Consider the following 23223-nt stretch of genomic DNA (forward strand, 5'->3'; position numbering starts at 1 on the left):
AACTGCGTGGCGTATTGGGTCTGGACTGAGGATTAAAATGAGCAAGAAAACCGGCCCGCAACACGGGCCGTATCAGCAAGATAACGGGGCGGAATTGCCGTCCCGTCGGCGTTTGCTCCTCGGTATGAGCATGATGAGTGGGGCATTGGTGCTCGGTGGGGCAAAAATAGCTCGCGCGGCGGATTGCCCAACCCCCGAATCTGCAGCCGCGCAAGATGAACGTTGGCAAAAGCAGCCTTTCTACGGACAGCATCAAGCCGGTGTATTAACCCCACAGCAAGCGGCGATGATGCTGGTGGCATTTGATGTGCTGGCAACAGATAAAGCAGCATTAATCCGGTTATTTACGTTATTAACTGCACGAATTGCTTTTCTGACCACAGGCGGGCATGCGCCGTCGGTTAACGCAAAATTGCCGCCACTGGATTCGGGCATTATGGGGCCAGAAATTTACCCCGATAATCTGACGATCACGGTTTCCGTCGGTGACTCACTGTTTGACGAGCGTTTCGGCTTGCAAGGGCAAAAACCCCTACGGCTGCAAAGAATGACTCGTTTCCCCAATGACTCACTGGATGCCGGATTGTGCCACGGTGATGTGTTGCTGCAAATTTGCGCGAATACCAATGAAACCGTGATTCATGCGCTGCGCGATATCATCAAACACTCGCCGGATCTTCTCAGTGTGCGCTGGAAACGTGAAGGGTTTATTTCTGCCCATGCTGCCCGCAGCAAAGGTAAAGAAACGCCAATCAACTTATTGGGTTTTAAAGACGGAACCGCGAATCCGAAAACCAGTGATAAGCCGCTGATCAACCAAGTGGTGTGGGTTCAGGAAAACGTCGGAGAACCTGCCTGGGCAGTCGGTGGCAGTTATCAGGCGGCTCGGATTATCCGTTTCAAAGTGGAATTTTGGGATCGGACTCCCTTGCAAGAGCAGCAAACTATTTTTGGTCGCGATAAGCACAGTGGCGCGCCTTTGGGTAGGGTACATGAACATGATGAACCGGATTACACCAAAGACCCAGACGGCAAAGTGATTAAGATGGATGCACATATTCGGCTGGCAAATCCACGCACCGCTGAAACCCAGGATAACTTGATGCTGCGCCGTGGCTACAGCTACTCGCTGGGGGTATCAAATTCGGGGCAACTGGATATGGGGCTATTATTTGTCTGCTACCAGTCTGATTTGGAAAAAGCTTTTTTGACCGTGCAAAAACGGCTGAATGGGGAAGCGCTGGAAGAGTATGTGAAACCCATTGGTGGCGGCTATTTTTTCACCTTGCCAGGGGTGGCAGATGCCACTCATTATTTAGCACAAGGGCTATTAGAAGCTTGATTTTGAAATAAAGCACCACTTTAGCGGTGCTTTTCATGACAATTTAACGCGCTAATTTGGCCGTGATTTTCGCCACATGTTCGCCCTGGAAACGGGCGATGGCGAGCTCCTCAGCGCTTGGCTGGCGGGAACCATCACCACCAGCAATAGTGGTAGCGCCATAAGGCGTGCCACCGCGGGTCTGCGAAACATCAAACAATTCTGTCGTGCCATAGCCGATCGGCACAATAATAAAACCGTGGTGGGCTAATGTGGTCCAGGTTGAGGTGATGGTGTGTTCTTGCCCGCCGCCCGTACCGGTAGAAGCAAATACACTGGCGACTTTGCCGTACAGTGCGCCCGATGCCCACAGCCCGCCAGTTTGATCAAGGAATGTACGCATCTGCCCGGCCATATTACCAAAGCGGGTTGGCGTACCGAAAATGATGCCATCGTAATCGGCCAATTCTTGTGGTGTTGCTACTGGTGCTTTCTGGTCAGTTTTACCACCGGCTTTGGCAAAAGCATCCGCCGGCATGGTTTCCGGCACGCGCTTAATGGTCACTTCAACGCCGTCAACCTTTTGGGCACCCTCGGCAATTGCGCTGGCAAGTGTCTCGATATGTCCATACATGGAATAATAAAGCACTAGAATTTTCGCCATCTCGCTTCTCTCCAATCATATTTATTGAATAACGCTGATGATGTCATCATAGTCGCTGCTTATGACACTTATTAACCATACGCCAATACGCTCAAGCTGCAATGTTAGCTACACAAAAAGTCACCGCAATAAGACATCCCAATCTGGTGACTTTGATTTGCTCAGCTTACTTACAAATTACGTAACTTCTTTTGTAGGCGTTTTTGCTGCCAGCGCTCCAGCCAATTACCGAGCAAGAATAGATTTATCGCTCTTAAACCTAATGGAATACCTAATCCCAGCACGACCCACCAGGCCCACATATAGCTTGGGGAGGTAAACCAGTTAATCACGAACAATATTGAACACAGGATCACCGCTCGCAGTAATTGGCGCAAAAAAGACATTTCATTTTCAACGGCCTCACGCGCATCCACTACGCGCTGATCAACCGCTTCGCCAGAAGCTTCTGGTGGTTGACTGGAATCTGGAGCGTAGAGTTCGCTGACTTTCAATTCCATCACCGCGGCAATAGCGCTCAACGTTTCAAGACTCGCTTGCTCACCATTCTCTATACGCTGAATAGTGCGCACGTTCAGGCTACAAAGCTCGGCCAATTGCTCTTGTGACCAGGCCCGTGCCTGGCGTAATTCACGAATACGATAAAGATTCATAATGAATACTCCTGGGTTTGAAGAGATATCTACAAACCTAAATGCCAGCGCCCAACACTGCCACGACAGTAACCAGACAATGACATGACATCTTCCCGACACTGGCTGGCTTCCTTGATTCAGCCTGATTGCCAGAGAATAGCCCAGCGAATTTAACTGAAATCTTTCTTCATCCCTGAGGTATTTATCACAATGACTTGTTATCTACATTGACAACGTATCGGACGATTAATATCTTGAGTAATAGTAAAACTCCAATTTAAAATATTAAGTGGAGTTTCATGGTTGTTATCATTCATCCAATATAGCGATTAATTAATGAGGAACATCTTGATGACTCAGATATACCACCAATATAAGAAAAAATTGAGTACAAAAGTCATCCTATTGAGCGCGCTGACTCTTTGCATCACATTCTCACTACCTTACGCCAATGCTGAACGCTATCCGGATGTGCCTGTTGCCTTTAAGTATGGGACGGGCGCTCGGGTTGATAACAATTTATATGTTGGCTTAGGTAGCGCCGGTCAATCGTGGTATCGCCTTGATACGGATAAGGCTAGCAGTGGTTGGCAGAAAATAGCCGACTTCCCGGGGCAGCCTCGTGAACAGGCTGTTACTGTAGCATTAAGCGGTAAGCTGTATGTGTTTGGTGGCGTAGGTAAAAATAGCGCCAGTGACACGCAAGTACGTGCGCTGGATGATGTGTATCAATATGATCCACAAACTAATCAGTGGCAACGGTTGGCAACGCGAGCACCGCGCGGCTTGGTGGGAACCGCCGCAACCACATTGAATGACACTCAGGCGCTGCTGCTGGGGGGCGTCAATAAAGCTATTTTCGACGGTTACTTTACGGATTTGGCCTCTGCGGGCGGCAATGAAACCCAGAAAAATGCAGTGGTTAATGCGTATTTTGACCAGGCTCCGGCGGACTATTTCTATAACCGCGATGTGCTGATGTATGACCCAGCCAAAAATCAGTGGAAAAGTGGCGGGCAAGTACCATTTTTAGGTACGGCTGGGTCAGCTATCACCGCTAAAAAGGGTGATTTGATATTAATAAATGGTGAAATTAAACCCGGATTACGTACGGCAGCGGTATGGCAGGGCAAAACGCAGGGCGCAGGGGTGAAATGGCAACAGCGACCAGATTTGATCGGTGCTGAAAAAGGCGCAGTGCAAGAAGGGCTGGCGGGGGCGTTTTCTGGTGTTAGCAATGATGTGGTACTGGTGGGCGGCGGGGCCAATTTCCCAGGTTCATGGCAACAATTCAATGCGGGTCAGTTATATGCTCATAAAGGGCTAAAAAAACAGTGGCAACAGCCCATTTATGCGCTGGTGGATAATCAATGGCAGGTGGTGGGGAAATTACCTCAGCCGCTGGCTTACGGCGTATCCATTCAAGATAAAGATAAAGTAATTTTGCTGGGAGGAGAAACCAGCGACGGTGTTGCAACCTCAGCAGTGACTCAGCTCTCCTGGCAAGGTGGTAAGCTGCATCTTGAATAAATAGATTGAGGTAATAACGCTCTGTATTGAGCTGTTAGGCATAATATAAGAGCGTTATACCTCAGATAACTAACCGTCTTGCGGCAAGGGCTTACCGTCACTCCCCAGTTTCGGCAATATTTTACGGCGTTGTAATAACGCGTTGAGCAAAATGGCACCAAAAGTCGCTGTGCCGATGCCCCCGAGGGTAAAGTTACCCAAGGTTAGCGCGAAGTTCCCCGCTCCTAACACCAGTGTGACGGCCACCATAATCAGGTTACCGTTATCACTCAGATCCACTTTGTTTTGTACCCAAATACGCGCGCCAGCTACCGCAATCAAACCGAAAACCACGATTGAGGCCCCGCCCAATACCGGCCCCGGAATGGTGTGGATCAGTGCGCCAAATTTGGGTGAAAAACCCAGTAAAATGGCGACCAGTGCCGCGGCGACAAAAACCAAAGTAGAATAGATTTTAGTCACTGCCATGACGCCGATATTCTCGGCATAGGTCGTGACGCCGGTACCGCCCACCGAGCCGGATAGCATCGTTGCCAACCCATCGCCCACAAAAGCCCGCCCCATATACGGGTCCAGATTTTGTCCGGTCATTCCCGCCACGGCTTTTATATGTCCAAGGTTTTCTGCCACTAAAATTACGGCCACGGGGGCGATCAGCAACATGGCATGAGCATCAAATACCGGCGTGGTAAATTGCGGCCAGCCAAACCAGGCGGCCTGATTAATGGGGCCGAAATCAACTGGCGTTCCCCAACCCAAAATATTGGTGACAACCCAATAAATGACATAAGACAAAATCAGGCCAACCAGAATCAGCAGGCGCTGAATCATTCCTTTGGTAAATACGGCTACCACACCGATACATAAAATAGTGACTACCGCCATCCAGCTGTTAAAAGATGAGCCGGAAACACTATTCACGGCAATCGGTGCCAGATTTAGGCCAATGGCCATCACCACCGCGCCAGTGACCACCGGCGGCATTAAGCGCTCGATCCAGCGGGTACCAACACTCATTACAATAAAACCAATCAAGGTGTAAATCGCCCCACAGGCAATAATGCCGCCCAGGGCTAAAGCGATATTGGGATTAGGGCCGCTGCCGGTATAGCCAGTGACGGCAATGACCAGACCGACAAATGCTGCGCTGGAGCCAAGATAACTGGGCACCCGCCCACCCACAATCAGGAAGAACAGTAGGGTGCCGATGCCGGACATCAAAATCGCCAGATTGGCGTCAAAACCCATCAACAGCGGCATCAGCACGGTAGCACCAAACATGGCCACCGCATGTTGTAACCCCATAATCAATGTTGCGCCGACTGGGAGACGCTCATCAGGAGCAATAATGGCTCCATCCAGATTACCACTGCGTTTACGCCATGTTGGAAACCAGTTATTCGCCATAATGTACTCCGTGAGTCACTGAGAAATATCAATAAATTACCGCAGAGAAATCCATCAATTCGTTTTTGAATCAGCGGCTCTGGCGCATTAACGGGTGATAGCAGCGGTCAAAATAGGCCAGACCATGTTGGTCATCGCTATGAATAACGGCGGCAGCCTGACAAAACAGAATGTCATGAGTGCCGACAGAAATAACTTGTGTGATATGGCAGTCAAAAGAGGCAACAGCACCACTGAGCACCGGGGAACCGGTGACCAGAGTTGACCAACGGGCAGCTGAGAAGCGCATTTCCATCGGCGTTTTGCCGCCGAACAAGTTTGACAGTGACTCATGCTCGGCACATAAGGTATTGACGCACAACGTCTGATTTTGCTGAAACACCGAATAGACTGATGCTGAGCGATTGAGGCACACCAGCAAGGTTGGTGGGGTATCGGTCACACTGCATACCGCCGATGCGGTAAATCCGGCGCGGCCAGCCGGGCCATCAGTGGTGATAATATTCACCGCCGAGCCGAGTCGCGCCATAGCATCACGGAAATCCTGTTTATCCACGGCGACACTGCGTAATGCTGACGATGCAGATAAAGAATCTGTTGGTAAGGATTGTGTTTGCATAGACCACCTCAGGGTTAAGAATCAGTTCAACAAAAAATAGCCTAAAAATCAGAGCACCTGACACGCCTCGTCGAACGCCAAACGAGGCGAGCGTTCATACAATTTATTGATATCCCCATAACCAATATTCACTAGCAAATTGGACTTCCAGCCTTTTTCTGACAGAAATATTTCATCAACTTGTGCATTGTTAAAACCTGACATTGGGCCGGTATCCAATCCCAAGGCCCGACAGGCAATAATCAGATATGCCGCTTGTAAGCTGCTGTTACGAAAAGCGGTTTCAGTGGCTAACTCTGGGCTGGAAGTGAACCAAGAGCGGGCATCACCGTGTGGAAACAGCTTGGGTAATGCGTCATAAAAAACCGGGTCATAGGCGACGATGGCAGTGACAGGTGCTTGCAGGGTTTTGGTCAGATTGCCACTGGATAGTGCCGGCTTAAGGCGCTCTTTGGCCTCAGATGAGCGAATAAAGACAAAACGCGCCGGGCAGCAGTTGGCTGAAGTCGGCCCCATGCGCGCCAGGTGATAAGCTTGTTTGAGCAGAGCATCATCGACCGGTTTATCCAACCAACCATTGTGGGTGCGGGCATCGGTAAATAAAGTTGCCAATGCATCTGGGGTTAATATTTGTGCCATAACGATTCCCTTTAAAGATGAATAGCTGATGTATTGGATTGATTTAGCGCCAGTTCGCACTTGGCGATGCCGGTGTCCATCAGCAAATAACTGAGTAATATGCCGTTAAATTGCTCGCTGTTGGTCACACACATGGCGTGGCCGCCGTAACTCATCTGTGCCCACTCGCCGTAAGGCAATAACTCGGCTAAAGCTTGCGAACAAGGGTATGGCACTAACAGATCATCGGTGGCACACAAGGCCAGTGTTGGGGTAGTGATGTGGGGCAATACCGCGCGGAAATCAGCATTCATCAGCGCGTTCAGGCGGCGTAATAAGTTTTCCATGCCCTGAAAATGAGCGATTTGCTGTACCTCTTCCTGTTCAAGCAGCAGGGTATTGCGTGATAGCCAATCTGCTGGATAGAGAAACAACGGCTGGGCGCGAACATAAGCGGCTACACCACTGTTGAGCAGTAAATCTTGCCGCACATGGAAGCAACGCCGTGTTTGGCTATCAAGCACCGGCCAGCTGTTGATAGCCACCAGCCGCTCTACACACTGAGGATGGGACAATGCCAATTGCAAACCTATCATTCCGCCCAATGCGTGACCGACAAAGTGATAGCGCTCAATATGTTGGCTGGCTAGTAAGCCCGCCAGTTCGTCCGCCATATCAGCCAGCGTGTAGCCCGATGGGATCACCCCGGAACTGCGTCCAGTGCCATATTGATCGTAAGTTATCACGCGAAAGTGCTGACCCAACGCACTCAACTGGGGCTGCCAAAAGCTACCACTGCCGCCCAGTCCCGCAGACAAAACCACTGTTTTAGCGGTTGGCGAATTCTGACCGGTTATCTCGAAATACATTGCCACGCCTCCTTTATCTGCTGTTTGCCAGGTTAGCGTGCCAGATGCGCCACTGACGCGATTTCAATCAGGGCATCGGGTTTGACCAAACCGCATTGAATACAAAAGCGGGCCGGTTTATCGCCGGGGAAATATTCGGCGTAAACCTGATTAATGGCGGCGTAATGCTGCCAGTCAGTCAGAAAAATAGAATTAAAAGTGATGTCATCCAGCGAACCACCCGCAGTCTCAATCACACTTTTTATGGTTTCCAACACATGGCGGGTTTGCCCCGCAGCATCACCGATATGCACCACATTATTCTGCTTATCAAAAGCCAAGGTGCCGGACACGTACACCACGCCATCGGCAAGGGTGCCGGGCGAAAAAGGGGCGAGGGGAGTACCACTGCCCGGTGGGGTAATAATGGTCTTAGGCATCATATTCTCCAGTTATCTGAGTGTTTGGGGCGGCAATAGAATGCATTTATCATGCCGACTGGCTGAGTTGCGCCGATGGCGCAAGGCAGTTGCAGAATGTCTCCACATCAGATACCCAACCAAAGAAGGTTTCGATGTTATAAAGTGCTGCTTTTTGGGCAAAATCCGGCCCTGCCTGATGGGTTGCATCCTCCAGTACCACCCCGAAGTACTCAAAGAAGAAGCCATCGCGCAGTGTCGACTCGACACAGACATTGGTGGCGATGCCGGTGAAAATAAGGTGATGAATCCCTTTGGCGCGCAGAATGCTGTCGAGTTGGGTATTGAAAAATCCACTGTAACGCGGCTTGGCGATCACGATATCGCCCGTTTGTGGTTGCAATTCATCCACTAACGCATAGTCCCAATCGCCTTTTGCCAGTAGCTTGCCCATCAGTTCCGGTTGTTTACGCATGGTCTTCAGAGCATTGGATTTATGCCAGTTTGGCGAGCCTTCCCCGCCCGCTTCAACGTATTGTGGATCCCAACCATTCTGGAAAAAAATCACCTGAATACCGGCGGCCCGCGCGGCAGTGATCGCGCGTTTGATATTGGCGATAACCGGAGCGGTGGCTGAAACATCAAATCCAGCCAGATCGAGATATCCTCCCTCTGAGGCATAGGCGTTTTGCATATCAACCACAATCAAGGCGCTAGCCGAGGTAGGGAAGGCGATGGGTTCTGGCCGCGCATTCAGAATCACTTCGTTGCTGCTAATACCGGGGTTGCGGCGAACTGGCTGTTGAGGGGCGACAGACGGTTTGGTTTCAATCGATTGACGGCTTTCAACCATTTTCATTAGGCCACCTCACGTGCGGCGGGTGGCAGGGTGTCAAAGATATCAGCGCGGCTGTTCATCAACGGCTGGATATGTTGACCGAAATTATCAATGCCGGAGAGGAAGTCATCAAATGTTAGCAAAATGCCCTCGGTTCCCGGCACCGTGGCAATGTCATCCATCATCTTTGCCACATTGGCATAAGAGCCAACCAGCGTCCCCATATTGATGTTCACGGCAGAGGTCGGGTCAGCCATTTGGCGCACATTGGTATCCGCACCCGATTGGGTATCTTTACCACTTTGTTCGGTTAACCAGGCCAGTGCTTCGGTGTCGGCTCCGGCTTGGTAACTTTCCCATTTGGCGCGGGCCAGTTCGTCGGTTTCGTCGGCGATTATCATAAATAACACATAGCTACTGACCTCACGTCCGGCCTGTTCTGCCGCTTTTTGCAGGCGAGCGGCTGTTGGGGCAAAGGCGGTCGGGGTATTCACACCCTTGCCGAAACAGAAGTTGTAATCGGCATATTTGGCCGAGAAAGCCATGCCAGCATCACTTTGTGCCGCGCAGATTAATTTGATTGGAGTTTGCGGTTGCGGGCTGACCCGGCAATCATCCATTTGGAAGAACTCACCTTTAAAATCAGATTGTCCGGTGCCCCAAAGGTCTTGTAATACTTCCACATATTCAGAGAGATAGTCATAGCGACGACTGAAATATTCATCTCCCGGCCACAATCCCATCTGCTCATATTCTGGTTTTTGCCACCCGGTCACCACATTCAAGCCAAAACGGCCATTGGAGATAGAGTCAATGGTGGAGGCCATGCGCGCGACTATGGCTGGTGGAAGGGTTAAGGTTGCCGCAGTGGCATAAATCTTAATGCGAGAGGTGACCGCTGCCAGCCCGGCCATCAGGGTGAAAGACTCCAGATTATGATCCCAAAACTCGGTTTTGCCACCAAATCCGCGCAGCTTTATCATCGATAAGGCGAAATCGAACTGATAGTGTTCAGCTTTTTGCACAATAGCTTTATTTAACTCAAAGCTCGGCATGTACTGTGGTGCATTGCTGGAAATTAACCAACCGTTGTTGCCGATAGGAATAAATACGCCAATTTTCATTTGAGCACCTCTGCATGTGAGTGGGACTATCTGTACGTCTGCATCAGTACCTAAGCAAAGCCAATGCCAGTTTTTGTAAATCCTGTTTAATCAATGCGTTGCTAAACTTGAGTAAATAAAATGTTGAGCAAATGGTCAAAAATGGACTGTTTGGTAAAATAATTGTGCACAAAAAACAGGCGGTCTGCCCAGTCACGGTGCAGTTATTCACTAGAAAGAGGTATTCGGGGAAGAGATCGGCATGTTATAGGTAGCTTGTTATTTTCAGTTTCATCAATATTCAGTTTTATCAATATTTATGAAGGGACTATCAGTGAAGCTATCCACCAGCGATACACCAGCACCTGAGATAAAACCGTCCCGCCGCAGCAAGGCCGGGGCTGCGAAACGGCAACTCATCATGACTGCCGCCCTTGATCTATTTTCACTTTATGGTATTCACGGCACCAGTCTGGATCAGGTCGCTGAGCGGGCTGATGTCTCAAAAACTAATCTGCTGTATTACTTTCCTGCGAAAGAGGCGCTGTATATCGCGGTGCTAAAAGACATTCTGGCCATCTGGCTCGCACCACTCAAAGCATTACAGGCAGATCAGCAGCCAATCGATGCTATTCGGCACTATATTGCCCTTAAATTAGCGGTATCTCGCGATCACCCGCAAGCATCACGTCTGTTTTGTTTGGAGATGATCCAGGGCGCGCCATTGCTTAAGCAAGAGCTGGCAGGGGAGTTGAAAACCCTGTTCGAGGACAAAGTCTTGATTATTCGCCGTTGGATGGATGATGGCCTGATAGCCGACGTTGAGCCACAGCATTTCATTTTCATGTTATGGGCGACAACCCAGCATTACGCCGATTTTAGTGCCCAGATTGAGGCCATTAGCGGCAAAAATCTCAGCGATAAAGAATTCTTCCAACAGACAGTAGCGAGTGTGCAACAGTTGGTGATTGGCGGCATTGCCCGACGAGGTGGCGAAGAATAGCCATTGAGTGTGAATAGAAAAGGGCGTCAGAAGAGTTCTGACGCCGGAGAATAACTATTAGTTATTATTGCTATCAAACAGACGCGTTCTGCGTTTTTTCAAGATAATGTAACCGATGGTCAGAATGACAAACCACAATGGCGTCACCATCAGCGCCTGGCGGGTATCACTTTCCAACGTCAACAGCACCAAGACAAAGGCGAAGAACGCCATACACACCCAAGACATGAAAATCCCGGCGGGCATTTTGTAAATTGACTTCTTATGCAGTGCTGGGCGTCTTTTGCGATACACCAGATACGAGCAAAGGATAATCGTCCAGACGAACATAAACAGAATCGCCGATACGGTGGTGACCAAAGTAAAGACGGTCATGACATTCGGGATAAGGTAAATCAGCACCACGCCGCCCAACAGGCAAATACAAGAGAATGTCAGGCCGGATGCGGGAACCGAACGGCGTGATAACTTACCAAACTGCTTGGGTGCATCACCTTCTTTTGCCAAACCGAACAACATGCGGCTGGTGGAGAACACGCCGCTGTTGGCGGAGGAGGCAGCGGAGGTCAACACCACAAAGTTGATCACACTGGCAGCGGCAGGTAAGCCGACCAGAACGAATAACTCAACAAATGGGCTTTTATCCGCAACCACGGAGCTCCAGGGGGTCACGGACATAATCATAATCAATGAGAAAACATAGAACATGATGATGCGGATCGGAATGGAGTTAATCGCGCGCGGTAATACCACCTCAGGATCTTTGGTTTCAGCCGCGGTAGTCCCAACTAATTCAATACCCACGAAGGCAAAAACGGCAATCTGGAAACCAGCAAAGAAGCCGCTGATTCCTTTCGGGAACATGCCACCATCATTCCATAAATGTGTAAACGAGGCCGTCGTACCTGATGGCGACTGATAGCTCATTAACACCATCGTCAGACCGGCAAAGATCAACGCCACGATTGCCACAATTTTGATCATGGCGAACCAGAACTCCATCTCACCGAACATTTTTACTGTTGCCAGATTCAGAGATAACAGCAGTAAAACCACTAACAATGAGGCGACCCATTGTGAAAAGCCGGGGAACCAAAATTGCGCATAGGCAGTAATGGCGACGACATCGGCGATGCCGGTGATGACCCAACAAAACCAGTAAGTCCAGCCAGTGAAAAAACCCGCCCAAGGGCCAAGTAAGTCAGCGGCAAAATCACTGAATGATTTGTACTTCAGATTCGAGAGCAGCAACTCACCCATTGCTCGCATCACGAAGAACAACATAAAGCCGATTATCATATAAACGAAGATGATCGACGGCCCGGCCAGGCTGATGGTTTTACCCGAACCCATAAACAAGCCAGTACCTATGGCACCGCCAATGGCAATCAACTGAATATGGCGGTTGGAGAGACTTCGTTGAAGGTGCTCTTCAGGTTCCGGCAAAGACTCTGCCACTATCTTGGATTGGTCTACCATCTTTCCCATTCCCTCTTCCTGTATTTATTTGTGAAGTTGTTGAGCTCTATGTTGGCTCTTTGGTCTTACCCTGTCTGTCTTTGGCTTTTTTGTATACTTTAAATACAATTTTTGAATTATTTAATATCTTCGCAACAATAATTACACAATACGCCTCGTTTTCCAGTGTTTATATTTCACACACTGAATTTTGTTAAGTTCATCACAGCGCATGGAATTACAACATGAAGTTACATAACTAACAATAATCGCAACTACCAGATGGATAATTAATCCACAGGAATGAATATCGCCCGGTATAAAGAGAAAAATCCGATGAAGTGTTTGACAGCTAAGGCCAACAGGAGAATAATTATCGCCGTTGGGTCGTTAGCTCAGTTGGTAGAGCAGTTGACTCTTAATCAATTGGTCGCAGGTTCGAACCCTGCACGACCCACCAACAGAATCAATCACTTAGTATTAACCTCTAATTTCAAATCTATTTCATGGGACATATTTGGGACACAATCATTAAATATTGCGTCTATTTGTCTGGCATGTTCATTTAAATGATTTGGCGAAAGATGCGCATATCTTTTAACCATTTCAATTGATTCCCATCCACCCATTTCTTGTAATGCAGAAATAGGAACTCCGGATTGAACTAACCAACTTGCCCATGTATGTCTTAAATCATGAAATCTGAAATCAGAAATTTTCAATTCCGGCTCTTTTTAATCCAGCCTTGCAAGCCTTATTTCCGTCAACTCTCATTTTCCTTATTTCTGGTGTTAATTTTCCGTTGGGTTTCACTGATGATGACATGTGAACAAAAAAACATCGATGATGTTTCCCTATTTGCCCGCGTAAAACTGTGTGTGCTGTGTCATTCAATGCCACCCCTGTGCAGGTTTTTGCATTCTATTGCTTTCTGCTAATATCCCTACAAACACATTGAAAGGGATATTTATATGAAAAAGGTAACGTTAATTGCCAGCAATGTTGTAAATGCAAGTGAAGGGATGCGACTTGAGGTAAGTCTTGATAATAATAATCATATTGAATTGGAAAACGAGGTTCTTGGGAAAGGCAGTGTGCAGTGGGAAAAATGGTATGACTTCAACGTTCTGGAGTTTGATGAAAGTAAAGCCTTAATGGATTGGAATGATACCGATTTTGCAGAAAATATAAGCACTCTTGACATTCTCAATAGAAGATTAGCTGTGGGTGAACTAATTCGTTATGTTGATGGTGGTGAGCATTTCACCTACAGGATTGATGAGATTAAAAGCTAACGTTTTTCCCCAGATTAATTGTGGGCTTTTACGTTACCTTATAGCTATCCCCTGATATGATGTTTCTACTTGTCAATTTTTGGGTAGGGATATGAAAAGATTAGCGATTATCGGGGTAGTGCTGATTTCTGTGTCAGGTTGCTCGGCAAAATATAGCGCGACAGATGTGCAACCTAGCACAGAGCTTCTAGTTAAAGGTAAACTGGTAGTAATTTCGACTCCTGCTGATGGAGTCTATGAAGCCCAACGTTATGCTGGGTCAGGTGATGCAACAGCCCTGTCTGTTCGGGCTGCGTTTTTAAAATATACCGATAACACCGAGGTTATAGCTAATTGTGATAAATTTATTTGTCTAAAAGAAAATCATAAGATCAGTGATGGTTATTATGCTGTCCCGCAGATATTGCATTGGGAAGATAGAGCGACGGAATGGTCAGGAAAACCCGATATTATTGCTATTAAAATAACAGTTTATAATGCTGCATCAGATAATATTATTTCCTCGACCATCATTAATGGCAAAAGCAAATGGGCGACTTTCGGAGGCGACCATCCTCAGGACTTGCTAGCTAAGCCTGTGAGCGAATATATCTCAAGTTTGTACTGATGTTTCACCGTAATGATTACACATTGACAATCTGCCGCCACATAGGCCAGCAATGGAAATATCCTCACTGACTAATGGCCCTATGCCTTTGCAGGTTAAATTTATGGGATCGTACCAGTCCCCGTATTCCTTAAAATCTCTGGCAACCTTATCTCATGCTTCTGACATGATTGGCGCTATTGCAGATAAGATTGGGGGGCTGGAGGATAGCGAAAAGAGGTTCCGGTAAAACTGCGGTCTGACTTGAAAGTATGGAAGCAATATCGATTGGCCGACAGCGCCGGAATAGGGATTGCCCGGCTAATATAAATCATACAACCAGCGTCCTGCCTTGGCGGATATCCACCAATTACGGAGGGTAGCCGTATCCCCAAGGAAATATAAAGAGCCTCGCATTTGTGGGACTCTTTTAACAATCACTGAAAAATAAAATGGATAATACCTACAATCAGTAGTAAAAATGCGGTGTATTGTAAGTAGTACGCTGACATTGTTTTCATAAGATCCTCCTTTGATATGCTTACAGTTAATAAGCAATTTCTGCGCCAGAGATAACTAATTGATAAGTATGTTATTTAAAATTTCACTAAGTGAGAAAATGCACTGAATTGGGGAATTGGCACCATATTGGGGCATATTGACTTAGGTATAATCTTTGATTCAGAAACTTCGGGGAGTTAGCCTCCCCAATAGCGGAAATTAATTTAAAATGACTGATGAATAATAAAGTTAACTTTATGCAGGTTTGTGTGCGGAGAGTAAAAATATCATTGGACGTTCTTTTTCTTCATCCAATGCTGGGTAATCTGTAATTTGCTGTGTTGTCGGCCCCCATTCTTCTAAGTGCGTAATAACAAATCCATGTTTTACCAAAAGATTAATATAAGTTCCTAATGTCCGATGTTGCTTGATAACACCTTCAGCCAACCAATTTGTTACCCGTTCTCCTTCCGCTTGATAGCTATTTACTGGCCATGATTTTTGTCCATCATCTGCAATCAACCAACCCGGCTGTTTTGGTGCGGTATAGATAGGGTGTTCTGCAGAAAAAATGAAACTACCACCAGGAAGCAAAGCATCATAAACAGCAGTTATTAGGGCCGGAAGGGCTTTTATATAGTGTAAAGTTAGAGAGCTATATGCTAAATGGAAGGTTTGTTGCGGTAATTGAATATTTTCCAAATCTTCCCGGCGATAAAGGATGTTGTTTTCAGATGTCATTTCTTTCGCGCGATTTAACATTTTCTCTGAAACATCCAACCCTAAAACCTCAGTCGCACCTTGTAAACGAGCGTAGCGACAAAACCAACCATAGCCACAACCTAAGTCAATGACTTTACGCCCTGATAGTGGCGGCAGAATTTTACAAATGGCTGGCCACTCTGGTGCGCCGTCTAATCCATCGACTGAACGGCTAAGTTTGGCGTAGCCTGAAAAAAAATCCTGATTATCATAAATATTTTGAGTCATGTATCGTCCTCTTTAATTGTTGTTCTTATTGGTTCATAAAAGCATCTCTAGCTTATCACCAATAAGATGCTATTAAATAAGACTGTAAGATCTGTGAGTATTATTTTGTTTCGAATACTTAATGTCAGAGATACGTGAATGCTGTTTTGAGAATAGCAAAGAGTTAAAACGGCCAAATAAAAGTGCCAGTTAAAATAGCTGCGATGACTTATCTTACTAATTATCTAAAAATAGGCTAAACTTTATACAGTTTGAGTTGGCAATTTATTGCCGACCTTACTGAGAGTTTTTTAACATTTCCAAAGACTGATAAGGTATCCCTATATTGCCCGTGTAGTTGGATATTATGGTCAACCAAGGTGCTTTATCGCTGACTGGATGCTTCTCTTGAAGGAGATAGCGATGACTCCTGTACAAATACTGATTATTCTGGTGCTTACACTTTTTGCATTGTACCGTCAGTCGGTCAGTCACGAGGTATTGTTAGGCCCTGCACGTTTTAAATGGGCTTGGGTCTATGGGATGGTCGGTCTGGTAGTGGGTGGCACATATATGCCAGCTACAATGACTTCCTGGGTTGTTTTAGGCAGTGGTGTTTTATTTAGTATTATCATTGGTGTTTTGCAAGGTCGCCTTATAGAGATCTGGCGTGAACCTGATGGGCGTATTTTGTGCAAAGGAACACCACTAACCATTACTTTATTCTTACTGCTTGTTGGGTCTAAATGGATTATCGGCACACTGCAGTACCTTTATAATCAACCCACTGAACAAGGTGGATTTGGTGAAATCCTGATTATGATTGCAGTCATGGCTGCATTCCAGGTAGAAATTGTCCGACGTCGTATCCGAGCTTTATATCCGGATAACCCGGTTGATTCGTTACCTGAAGGGCGATAAGAAAGTGTTGTATCAGCTAACAGTCGAGGACTGACTGCTAGCTGATATAAAAGTGTAATAAGATTCTTAATGTGCCTTAAATCAATCAACAATAAAAAGCTTGGCACCGGATATCGTGGATGAGCGATGCGCTTCTGCATGGTCTGCAACCTGGTAACTCATACCTGCTTTTAATATAAAAATACGACCATCAACGAGTTCAGTACTCAATTCGCCATCAAGACACAGTAAAATATGCCCTTTGGAACACCAATGGTCCGCTATGTATCCCGCGCTGTATTCAACCATACGAACTCGGATGTTGCTAAAGTTCTTAGTTCTCCAATATGCAACGCCTTGATCTCCTTTATGCTCGGTTTTGTCCACTGTAGACCAATCAGTGATACCGAAAGGAATATCCCCTATATTCATTTAAACTCCCTAATAGATAGACAAATGAGACCTACATTGGCTCATCAGTAAAAGAAATACACAGTCTATTACTTTATTGCCAGTCCAAAATTTATAAACTGGGCCATACTATGAGATAAACGGTAAAACGGAGTTATCAAGCCTATGAAAAACCCGACAATTTTCCAGTTTTTCCATTGGTATTATCCTGACGGCGGTAAATTATGGCAGGAGGTTGCTGAGCGAGCAGAACATATTAGCCATCTCGGGATTAATTATGTTTGGTTACCTCCTGCGTATAAAGGTGCTTCGGGAGGATATTCGGTCGGGTATGACACTTATGATTTATTTGATTTAGGTGAGTTTGATCAGAAGGGAACCCGGGCGACTAAATACGGCGATAAAGAAGGGTTAGTGAACGCGATTAATCGATTGAAGGAAATGGATATCAAGATTCTATTTGATGTTGTTTTCAATCATAAAATCGGGGCTGATGAAAAAGAGCCGGTCAGTGTCCATAAAGTTAATCCTGAAAACCGGACTGAAATTGATGAAACGGTTATTGAGGCGCAGGCTTATACTCGATTCACTTTCCCTGGTCGCAATGAGACCTATTCATCTTTTATCTGGGATAAACAATGCTTTAGTGGTGTTGATCATATTGAAGACCCAGCAGGTGAAGGTGTTTTCAAGATTATAAATGATTATAGTGCTGAAGGTTGGAATACCGAGGTTGATGACGAGTTAGGAAATTTTGATTATCTGATGGGGGCCGATATTGATTTTCGCAATCCCGCGGTTATGGGTGAGTTAAAGTATTGGGGCGAATGGTTATTAGATACATTGCCAATTGATGGTTTTCGCTTGGATGCAGTGAAACATATTCCTGCCTGGTTTTTCAAACAATGGATTCAGCATGTACAAAATAAAGCAAATAATGATTTATTAATTATTGCAGAGTACTGGTCTCCGAATATTGAAAAATTACAACAATATTTGGAACGGGTAGATGGTTCAGCAATGTTGTTTGATGTGGCTTTACATCACAAGTTTCACGAAGCTTCAAATCAAGGCGAGGATTTTGACCTCACGCAAGTGTTCAGTGGGACATTAATTGAAGCCGACCCAATGCATACAATTACCCTAGTAGCAAACCATGACACTCAGCCACTGCAATCGCTGGAGGCACCTGTTGAGCCTTGGTTTAAACCACTGGCATATGCATTGATATTAATTCGTGAGCAGGGCATTCCATGCGTTTTTTATCCTGATCTGTTTGGTGCCAGCTATGAGGATACCGGTGATGACGGGGGAATTTATCAGATAGAAATGCCCATTATTGCTGAGTTGGAGAAGTTAATTCAGGCCAGAACACGTTTCGCACATGGTGCGCAGATCGACTATTTTGATAATAAAAATTGTATCGCTTTTGTACGTGCCGGCACAGAGGAAGAGCCCGGCTGTGTGGTTATCCTTTCTAATGGCGCGGAAAATGAAAAAACAATTCAGCTTGGGGAGGGTTTAGCCAATAAAGAGTTTGCTGATTTCCTCGGTAACCATCCAGCCATTATAACCACTGATGGTCGCGGCGAGGCCTCATTTCCAGTTAACGGGGGCAGTGTGAGTCTTTGGGTACAGAAAGAGTTCTGTGAAAATCCGGCATAAGTGAATACGGTATAAATAAAGTGACATCCATTTTTTGAAATGAGGTTTAAGCCTTTATTGTCCATTTGCCTTAGTTTTTATTCATTAATGTTCTGGTTTATAACGGGCATTGGCCTGAAAGAAATAAGCAACCGTGTTCATCATGTATTTATGTTTTCTGTCTCAGATTTTTACGACAGTCTTACCAGAGCAACTTAAGCGTCTTTAGAGAGTATGTTAGAATTAGGCTCTCAAAATACCAGGTGGTCAATCATGGTCTTTGTCATTCTTTGGTTTGTTATTGCAGGATTAAGTGAGTATTTAGTGTGGGGGCACCCCTTGCTGGCGGTGTCGTTGGCTCTGTTTTTTGTAGTGTTTGGCGGGTATTGGATTTATCGAATCAGAAAAATTCAGGTCAGTGATGAGCCTTCTGAAGAGGTGAGATCAAAGTCTATCACCAATATAAACCTTATTTTTTCTGTGGTAATGCTGGCTATTCATGCACTTATATTGCTGCTATTACGTTGATTAAAATATACTTTATGGCATGGTCCATCGCTAACTGTGCCATTGACTCCAGGCCGATATAAGTATCCAGGCTGCAATCACCCAGCATACTACGGCTGCCGTTAGGGCAATAGGTAAGCGCCAGTGCTCAATGAAAAAATAAAGTGATATCAAATAGATAAAGTATGGAATGATCGCCCATAACCCAAAGACGATTGTTACGCGCAGTGCTTGGATGCTACGTTCGCTACCGACAATATAATGAGCGATAAGTGCAAACGTTGGAAACAGCGGGATTAAACCGGCGATATAGTAATTACGTGTTTTCGCTAATATCCCAATCAGTACTACAACACCAGCACCGATTAATGCTTTAAGTAGCAGGCTCATCATTGTCTCGAACGATCATAAAACAAACTGCCAATAGAGAGTATTTAGCTGGAAAACACTTTCTAAATGGCAGTATGAATACACAGGGGTGTTACACGCTGTCGCAGACGACTATTGACGATAGCCGCTTTTAATTTGAGCAAGTGTATTGGAGAAAACTTCAGCTTGAGCAGTGTCTTCTATATCAGCAATAGAACGCTCGATATTTAAGATTACTTTCCCCGCATCGGCTTGGCCGATCGCTTTGAGCAGCAAGGTCACAGTCGCTTTTAAACATGCAACTTCATTTGCTAAAATTTCTGGGTCGGCAGAAGTGGTGAAATCCGGATTACTCATCTTTTTTCCTGAAGTAGTAGCTTGCCTGTGGACAAGGTGATGTGAGTAACCTCGCAGCACAATGCACATAGGAGGCATTATTAAACAATTATTCTATTATATCATAAACTGATGATTAGCTTTGATAACCTGTGCGCATTCTGCCAGCAAGAGCACAAACCAAGGATGCACTGATGTCGGGGGATACCACGGCTGACCCTTGTTTTTATCCCGGCAGGATGCATTAACTTAATTAAGAAAGATTTGTTCATAAAAAACATGTCATTTTTGTGCTGATTAATAAGTGTCAAATGTACTCATTTCTAAGGTGAATAAGGTATGGGAAATAAATAAAAAATAAGAATAATTCCTACTATTAAGAATAGTGCAAAATTATCTGGTTTTTAGTTGTATCAATATGTTGTGTTTCGTTGCATAAACATTAACTTTTTTGGGGTAGCAATTATTTTTTGTTGGAGCGGATACATAGTGACAAGAAAAGTCTTAAAAAACTTTTCTTTTTTATCATGACATTAATCGAGATACCTGCGATTTTATGTACATAGTGAAAATGATGATAAAAATAATATCTGTCAAACGATATAGATATGAATTTGCAATTATTCTGTATTCATTATTTGCGCGAAAACAAGTAATATCATTGCCGTAAGTAAAGCGTGATTAGGTTACTCCCTTATTTTTGGAGAATTTTCTTTGATTAGCGTTCTTCTTGTTGATGACCACGAACTGGTGCGCGCAGGGATACGACGCATTCTTGAAGACATCAAGGGTATCAAAGTAGCGGATGAGATGCAGTGTGGAGAAGATGCGGTAAAATGGTGCCGTAACCATATTGTTGATATCGTTTTGATGGATATGAATATGCCCGGCATCGGCGGGTTGGAGGCAACTCGTAAAATTTTACGCTTTTCCCCAGATACCAAAGTTATCATGTTGACTATCCATACAGAAAATCCGTTACCTGCGAAAGTTATGCAGGCTGGTGCTAGTGGATATCTGAGCAAAGGTGCGGCACCTCAAGATGTGGTTACTGCTATCCGAGCTGTGCATTCGGGGCAACGTTACATTGCTTCTGACATTGCACAGCAAATGGCTTTAGGGCAGTTAGAGCCGCCGACGGAAACACCATTTAGTTGTTTGTCAGAGCGTGAGTTACAAATTATGCTAATGATAACGAAAGGCCAAAAGGTGAATGAGATTTCGGAGCAACTTCATCTGAGCCCGAAAACTGTGAACAGCTACCGCTATCGGATGTTTAGCAAGCTTAATATTAGTGGTGACGTTGAATTGACCCATTTGGCTATACGCCACGGTTTGTTTAACGCGGAGACGTTATCTAATAGTGACTGATTGTTTTGATTCTAAAGAGTTCTTAAAAACTGTCACCAGCCAACCTGGTGTTTACCGCATGTATGATAAGGCGGGGACAGTTATTTATGTTGGCAAAGCAAAAGACCTTAAGAAGCGTCTGACGAGCTATTTCCGTGCTCATGTTGCCAGTCGAAAAACGGAAACTTTGGTTAAAAATATTGCGCAAATTGACGTCACTGTCACGCATACAGAGACTGAAGCTCTACTGCTTGAGCATAATTACATCAAGCTTTATCAACCTCGTTATAATGTACTATTGCGAGATGATAAATCGTATCCACTCATTTTCCTCAGCGCGGACAAACATCCGCGTCTAGCCATTCATCGCGGTGCCAAGCATGAAAAAGGGGAGTATTTCGGGCCGTTTCCGAATTCCTATGCAGTGCGCGAAACTTTAGCATTACTGCAAAAGTTATTTCCTGTTAGGCAATGTGAAAACAGTGTCTATCGCAACCGGTCGCGACCTTGTCTACAATATCAAATTGGCCGTTGTTCTGGGCCATGCGTGCCAGGATTAGTGAGTGAAGAAGAGTATCAGCGTCAGGTCGATTATGTTCGTCTGTTCCTATTAGGCAAAGACCAACAAGTATTGACACAACTGATTTCTCGCATGGAAGAAGCGAGCCGATTGCTTCACTTTGAAGATGCGGCACGTATCCGTGATCAAATACAGGCTGTACGGCGAGTTACGGAACAACAGTTTGTTTCTGGCGATAGCGAAGATCTCGATGTGATCGGCGTGGCGTTTGATGCCGGATTAGCCTGTGTCCATGTGCTATTTATTCGGCAGGGAAAGGTTCTGGGAAGTCGCAGTTATTTCCCCAAAGTTCCTGCGGGAACGGAATTGAGTGAAGTTGTTCAAACATTCGTCGGGCAGTTTTACCTACAAGGAAGCCAGGTGCGTACGCTTCCAGGTGAAATTTTGTTAGATTTCACGCTCGCTGAAAAAGATCTATTAGCATCTTCTCTTTCTGAATTGGCGGGAAGAAAAATCCAGATACAAAGCCGCCCTCGTGGTGATAGAGCTCGTTATCTCAAACTTGCGCGAACCAATGCGTCAACGGCGCTGGTGACTCGTTTGTCCCAGCAATCAACTATCCATCAACGAATGAAAGAATTAGCCAAGATTCTTAACCTTGATGAGATAAATCGTATGGAATGTTTTGATATCAGTCATACGATGGGGGAGCAAACTGTCGCATCTTGTGTGGTTTTTGATGCAAATGGCCCTGTACGTTCAGAATATAGGCGCTACAATATTAGTGGTATCACTCCGGGTGATGATTATGCGGCTATGTCTCAAGTGCTTAAACGCCGATATGGTAAGGCATTAGATGATAAAAAGATCCCGGATGTTATTTTTATCGATGGCGGGAAAGGCCAGTTGTCACAAGCTTTTGACGTTTTTGCTTCACTCAATGTTCCATGGGATAAACAAAAACCTTTATTAGTTGGTGTTGCCAAAGGAAGTGACCGGAAAGCAGGGCTGGAAACATTGTTTCTGGCTGCTGAGGGGGAGGGGTTTTCATTGCCACCAGACTCACCCGCGTTACATCTGATTCAACATATTCGTGACGATTCTCATAATCATGCCATAACGGGGCATAGGCAGCGTCGCTCAAAAGTAAAAAATACTAGCGCATTAGAACTAATAGAGGGGGTGGGGCCCAAACGGCGGCAAATATTGCTGAAGTATATGGGGGGACTGCAACCTTTACTTAACGCTAGCGTCGAGGAAATTGCAAAAGTGCCGAGTATTTCACAAGCATTGGCAGAAAAAATCTACAATGCATTGAAACACTGAAGCTAATGTTGCACCATACTCATAATATCCACACCAGCCAGATAGT

The 23223-nt window shown here is 45.7% G+C and carries 24 protein-coding genes, 1 tRNA gene and 1 pseudogene; 11 read left to right on the plus strand and 15 right to left on the minus strand.

Translation table 11 applies throughout. The features are described 5' to 3' along the window. The first annotated feature begins 37 nt into the window (after positions 1–37). Positions 38–1342 carry an iron uptake transporter deferrochelatase/peroxidase subunit gene (gene efeB, locus ACNSO8_RS15490; RefSeq protein ID WP_418395155.1) on the plus strand — a complete coding sequence of 435 codons (1305 nt, stop codon included), beginning with the start codon at positions 38–40 and terminating at the stop codon, positions 1340–1342. 43 nt (positions 1343–1385) lie between these two features. On the opposite strand, the gene wrbA is transcribed toward efeB, so the two are convergent. Together wrbA and ACNSO8_RS15500 are read right to left on the minus strand one after the other, a co-directional pair. Then, positions 1386–1985, minus strand: coding sequence for an NAD(P)H:quinone oxidoreductase (gene wrbA, locus ACNSO8_RS15495; protein ID WP_019080816.1), 600 nt, complete (start codon positions 1983–1985; stop codon positions 1386–1388). Positions 1986–2155: 170 nt separating this feature from the next. Continuing rightward, entirely contained in the window at positions 2156–2638 is a 483-nt protein-coding gene (locus ACNSO8_RS15500; RefSeq protein WP_019080815.1) for a helix-turn-helix domain-containing protein, read from the minus strand. A 333-nt stretch (positions 2639–2971) separates the two neighbouring features. Here ACNSO8_RS15500 and ACNSO8_RS15505 point away from each other — a divergent pair, with 333 nt between their 5' ends. Then, positions 2972–4150 (plus strand): N-acetylneuraminate epimerase, encoded by a 1179-nt coding sequence (locus ACNSO8_RS15505; RefSeq protein ID WP_418395156.1) that lies wholly within the window; start codon positions 2972–2974, stop codon positions 4148–4150. Between the two features lie 69 nt (positions 4151–4219). Here ACNSO8_RS15505 and rutG read toward each other — a convergent pair whose 3' ends face one another. From rutG to rutA, 7 genes are all read right to left on the minus strand, one after another. Further along, positions 4220–5557 carry a pyrimidine utilization transport protein G gene (gene rutG, locus ACNSO8_RS15510; protein WP_046051147.1) on the minus strand — a complete coding sequence of 446 codons (1338 nt, stop codon included), beginning with the start codon at positions 5555–5557 and terminating at the stop codon, positions 4220–4222. Positions 5558–5627: 70 nt separating this feature from the next. Further along, positions 5628–6176 carry an NADH-dependent FMN reductase RutF gene (gene rutF, locus ACNSO8_RS15515; protein WP_260503441.1) on the minus strand — a complete coding sequence of 183 codons (549 nt, stop codon included), beginning with the start codon at positions 6174–6176 and terminating at the stop codon, positions 5628–5630. 48 nt (positions 6177–6224) lie between these two features. Then, positions 6225–6815, minus strand: a complete 591-nt coding sequence (locus ACNSO8_RS15520; RefSeq protein ID WP_019082893.1) for a malonic semialdehyde reductase — start codon at positions 6813–6815, stop codon at positions 6225–6227. Between the two features lie 11 nt (positions 6816–6826). Then, the gene (gene rutD / locus ACNSO8_RS15525; protein ID WP_046695154.1) at positions 6827–7663 is read right to left on the minus strand and encodes a pyrimidine utilization protein D; all 837 of its coding nucleotides are present in this window, start codon (positions 7661–7663) and stop codon (positions 6827–6829) included. A 32-nt stretch (positions 7664–7695) separates the two neighbouring features. Further along, positions 7696–8082: a pyrimidine utilization protein C gene (gene rutC, locus ACNSO8_RS15530; protein ID WP_019082895.1), complete on the minus strand. Its 387-nt coding sequence runs from the start codon at positions 8080–8082 to the stop codon at positions 7696–7698. A gap of 49 nt (positions 8083–8131) precedes the next feature. Next, on the minus strand, positions 8132–8920 hold the full coding sequence (gene rutB / locus ACNSO8_RS15535; RefSeq protein ID WP_227747484.1) for a pyrimidine utilization protein B: 789 nt from the start codon (positions 8918–8920) through the stop codon (positions 8132–8134). Next, on the minus strand, positions 8920–10023 hold the full coding sequence (gene rutA / locus ACNSO8_RS15540) for a pyrimidine utilization protein A (protein ID WP_057621375.1): 1104 nt from the start codon (positions 10021–10023) through the stop codon (positions 8920–8922). Before rutA ends, rutB begins: the two co-directional genes overlap by 1 nt. A gap of 298 nt (positions 10024–10321) precedes the next feature. Between rutA and rutR the strand changes: the two genes are divergently transcribed. Further along, a complete protein-coding gene (gene rutR, locus ACNSO8_RS15545; protein ID WP_418395157.1) occupies positions 10322–11005 on the plus strand; it encodes an HTH-type transcriptional regulator RutR in 684 nt (227 codons plus the stop codon). A gap of 57 nt (positions 11006–11062) precedes the next feature. Here rutR and cycA read toward each other — a convergent pair whose 3' ends face one another. After that, positions 11063–12484, minus strand: a complete 1422-nt coding sequence (gene cycA, locus ACNSO8_RS15550) for a D-serine/D-alanine/glycine transporter (protein ID WP_198283686.1) — start codon at positions 12482–12484, stop codon at positions 11063–11065. A gap of 363 nt (positions 12485–12847) precedes the next feature. Here cycA and ACNSO8_RS15555 point away from each other — a divergent pair. Then, a tRNA-Lys gene (locus ACNSO8_RS15555) sits at positions 12848–12923 on the plus strand. Between the two features lie 10 nt (positions 12924–12933). Here the strand turns inward: ACNSO8_RS15555 and ACNSO8_RS15560 are convergent. Then, positions 12934–13384 (minus strand): annotated as a pseudogene (locus tag ACNSO8_RS15560) (site-specific integrase); the annotation flags it as partial. A 50-nt stretch (positions 13385–13434) separates the two neighbouring features. Here ACNSO8_RS15560 and ACNSO8_RS15565 point away from each other — a divergent pair. Both ACNSO8_RS15565 and ACNSO8_RS15570 read left to right on the plus strand, forming a co-directional pair. Continuing rightward, positions 13435–13758, plus strand: a complete 324-nt coding sequence (locus tag ACNSO8_RS15565) for a hypothetical protein (protein ID WP_019082900.1) — start codon at positions 13435–13437, stop codon at positions 13756–13758. Positions 13759–13849: 91 nt separating this feature from the next. Beyond that, positions 13850–14365: a DUF4823 domain-containing protein gene (locus ACNSO8_RS15570; protein ID WP_019080804.1), complete on the plus strand. Its 516-nt coding sequence runs from the start codon at positions 13850–13852 to the stop codon at positions 14363–14365. A gap of 735 nt (positions 14366–15100) precedes the next feature. Here the strand turns inward: ACNSO8_RS15570 and ACNSO8_RS15575 are convergent. Then, a complete protein-coding gene (locus ACNSO8_RS15575; RefSeq protein WP_019082902.1) occupies positions 15101–15835 on the minus strand; it encodes a class I SAM-dependent methyltransferase in 735 nt (244 codons plus the stop codon). A gap of 402 nt (positions 15836–16237) precedes the next feature. Between ACNSO8_RS15575 and ACNSO8_RS15580 the strand changes: the two genes are divergently transcribed. After that, complete coding sequence (locus ACNSO8_RS15580) at positions 16238–16735, plus strand: hypothetical protein (RefSeq protein ID WP_046051139.1); 498 nt, start codon at positions 16238–16240, stop codon at positions 16733–16735. 81 nt (positions 16736–16816) lie between these two features. Here the strand turns inward: ACNSO8_RS15580 and ACNSO8_RS15585 are convergent, their stop codons facing one another. Continuing rightward, a complete protein-coding gene (locus ACNSO8_RS15585; RefSeq protein WP_019082903.1) occupies positions 16817–17146 on the minus strand; it encodes a DHCW motif cupin fold protein in 330 nt (109 codons plus the stop codon). Positions 17147–17290: 144 nt separating this feature from the next. On the opposite strand from ACNSO8_RS15585, the gene amyA reads away from it, so the two are divergent. Continuing rightward, on the plus strand, positions 17291–18790 hold the full coding sequence (gene amyA, locus ACNSO8_RS15590) for an alpha-amylase (RefSeq protein WP_050328163.1): 1500 nt from the start codon (positions 17291–17293) through the stop codon (positions 18788–18790). 252 nt (positions 18791–19042) lie between these two features. Continuing rightward, positions 19043–19297, plus strand: coding sequence for a hypothetical protein (locus ACNSO8_RS15595; RefSeq protein WP_019080800.1), 255 nt, complete (start codon positions 19043–19045; stop codon positions 19295–19297). Between the two features lie 30 nt (positions 19298–19327). On the opposite strand, the gene ACNSO8_RS15600 is transcribed toward ACNSO8_RS15595, so the two are convergent. Both ACNSO8_RS15600 and ACNSO8_RS15605 read right to left on the minus strand, forming a co-directional pair. Then, positions 19328–19666, minus strand: coding sequence for a GlpM family protein (locus tag ACNSO8_RS15600; protein WP_019082905.1), 339 nt, complete (start codon positions 19664–19666; stop codon positions 19328–19330). Positions 19667–19777: 111 nt separating this feature from the next. Then, entirely contained in the window at positions 19778–20002 is a 225-nt protein-coding gene (locus ACNSO8_RS15605) for a DUF2594 family protein (protein ID WP_019080798.1), read from the minus strand. Between the two features lie 693 nt (positions 20003–20695). Here ACNSO8_RS15605 and uvrY point away from each other — a divergent pair. Together uvrY and uvrC are read left to right on the plus strand one after the other, a co-directional pair. After that, on the plus strand, positions 20696–21352 hold the full coding sequence (uvrY, locus tag ACNSO8_RS15610) for a UvrY/SirA/GacA family response regulator transcription factor (RefSeq protein WP_005160181.1): 657 nt from the start codon (positions 20696–20698) through the stop codon (positions 21350–21352). Continuing rightward, positions 21345–23177 carry an excinuclease ABC subunit UvrC gene (gene uvrC / locus ACNSO8_RS15615; RefSeq protein ID WP_019080797.1) on the plus strand — a complete coding sequence of 611 codons (1833 nt, stop codon included), beginning with the start codon at positions 21345–21347 and terminating at the stop codon, positions 23175–23177. Before uvrY ends, uvrC begins: the two co-directional genes overlap by 8 nt. Positions 23178–23223: the final 46 nt, after the last annotated feature.

It is taken from the genome of Yersinia sp. LJYL362 (genome assembly GCF_048323875.1).

What these genes read in the sequence shown, in the direction of transcription:
- wrbA (WP_019080816.1), bottom strand. Translation starts at nt 1,985, where the DNA reads ATGGCGAAAATTCTAGTGCTTTATTATTCCATGTATGGACATATCGAG.
- cycA (WP_198283686.1), bottom strand. Translation starts at nt 12,484, where the DNA reads ATGGTAGACCAATCCAAGATAGTGGCAGAGTCTTTGCCGGAACCTGAA.
- rutD (WP_046695154.1), bottom strand. Translation starts at nt 7,663, where the DNA reads ATGTATTTCGAGATAACCGGTCAGAATTCGCCAACCGCTAAAACAGTG.
- rutF (WP_260503441.1), bottom strand. Translation starts at nt 6,176, where the DNA reads ATGCAAACACAATCCTTACCAACAGATTCTTTATCTGCATCGTCAGCA.
- efeB (WP_418395155.1), top strand. Translation starts at nt 38, where the DNA reads ATGAGCAAGAAAACCGGCCCGCAACACGGGCCGTATCAGCAAGATAAC.
- rutA (WP_057621375.1), bottom strand. Translation starts at nt 10,023, where the DNA reads ATGAAAATTGGCGTATTTATTCCTATCGGCAACAACGGTTGGTTAATT.
- ACNSO8_RS15585 (WP_019082903.1), bottom strand. Translation starts at nt 17,146, where the DNA reads ATGAATATAGGGGATATTCCTTTCGGTATCACTGATTGGTCTACAGTG.
- ACNSO8_RS15580 (WP_046051139.1), top strand. Translation starts at nt 16,238, where the DNA reads ATGACTCCTGTACAAATACTGATTATTCTGGTGCTTACACTTTTTGCA.
- rutG (WP_046051147.1), bottom strand. Translation starts at nt 5,557, where the DNA reads ATGGCGAATAACTGGTTTCCAACATGGCGTAAACGCAGTGGTAATCTG.
- rutB (WP_227747484.1), bottom strand. Translation starts at nt 8,920, where the DNA reads ATGAAAATGGTTGAAAGCCGTCAATCGATTGAAACCAAACCGTCTGTC.
- ACNSO8_RS15520 (WP_019082893.1), bottom strand. Translation starts at nt 6,815, where the DNA reads ATGGCACAAATATTAACCCCAGATGCATTGGCAACTTTATTTACCGAT.
- ACNSO8_RS15600 (WP_019082905.1), bottom strand. Translation starts at nt 19,666, where the DNA reads ATGAGCCTGCTACTTAAAGCATTAATCGGTGCTGGTGTTGTAGTACTG.
- ACNSO8_RS15605 (WP_019080798.1), bottom strand. Translation starts at nt 20,002, where the DNA reads ATGAGTAATCCGGATTTCACCACTTCTGCCGACCCAGAAATTTTAGCA.
- ACNSO8_RS15565 (WP_019082900.1), top strand. Translation starts at nt 13,435, where the DNA reads ATGAAAAAGGTAACGTTAATTGCCAGCAATGTTGTAAATGCAAGTGAA.
- ACNSO8_RS15500 (WP_019080815.1), bottom strand. Translation starts at nt 2,638, where the DNA reads ATGAATCTTTATCGTATTCGTGAATTACGCCAGGCACGGGCCTGGTCA.
- ACNSO8_RS15595 (WP_019080800.1), top strand. Translation starts at nt 19,043, where the DNA reads ATGGTCTTTGTCATTCTTTGGTTTGTTATTGCAGGATTAAGTGAGTAT.
- ACNSO8_RS15505 (WP_418395156.1), top strand. Translation starts at nt 2,972, where the DNA reads ATGACTCAGATATACCACCAATATAAGAAAAAATTGAGTACAAAAGTC.
- rutC (WP_019082895.1), bottom strand. Translation starts at nt 8,082, where the DNA reads ATGCCTAAGACCATTATTACCCCACCGGGCAGTGGTACTCCCCTCGCC.
- rutR (WP_418395157.1), top strand. Translation starts at nt 10,322, where the DNA reads ATGAAGGGACTATCAGTGAAGCTATCCACCAGCGATACACCAGCACCT.
- ACNSO8_RS15575 (WP_019082902.1), bottom strand. Translation starts at nt 15,835, where the DNA reads ATGACTCAAAATATTTATGATAATCAGGATTTTTTTTCAGGCTACGCC.
- amyA (WP_050328163.1), top strand. Translation starts at nt 17,291, where the DNA reads ATGAAAAACCCGACAATTTTCCAGTTTTTCCATTGGTATTATCCTGAC.
- ACNSO8_RS15570 (WP_019080804.1), top strand. Translation starts at nt 13,850, where the DNA reads ATGAAAAGATTAGCGATTATCGGGGTAGTGCTGATTTCTGTGTCAGGT.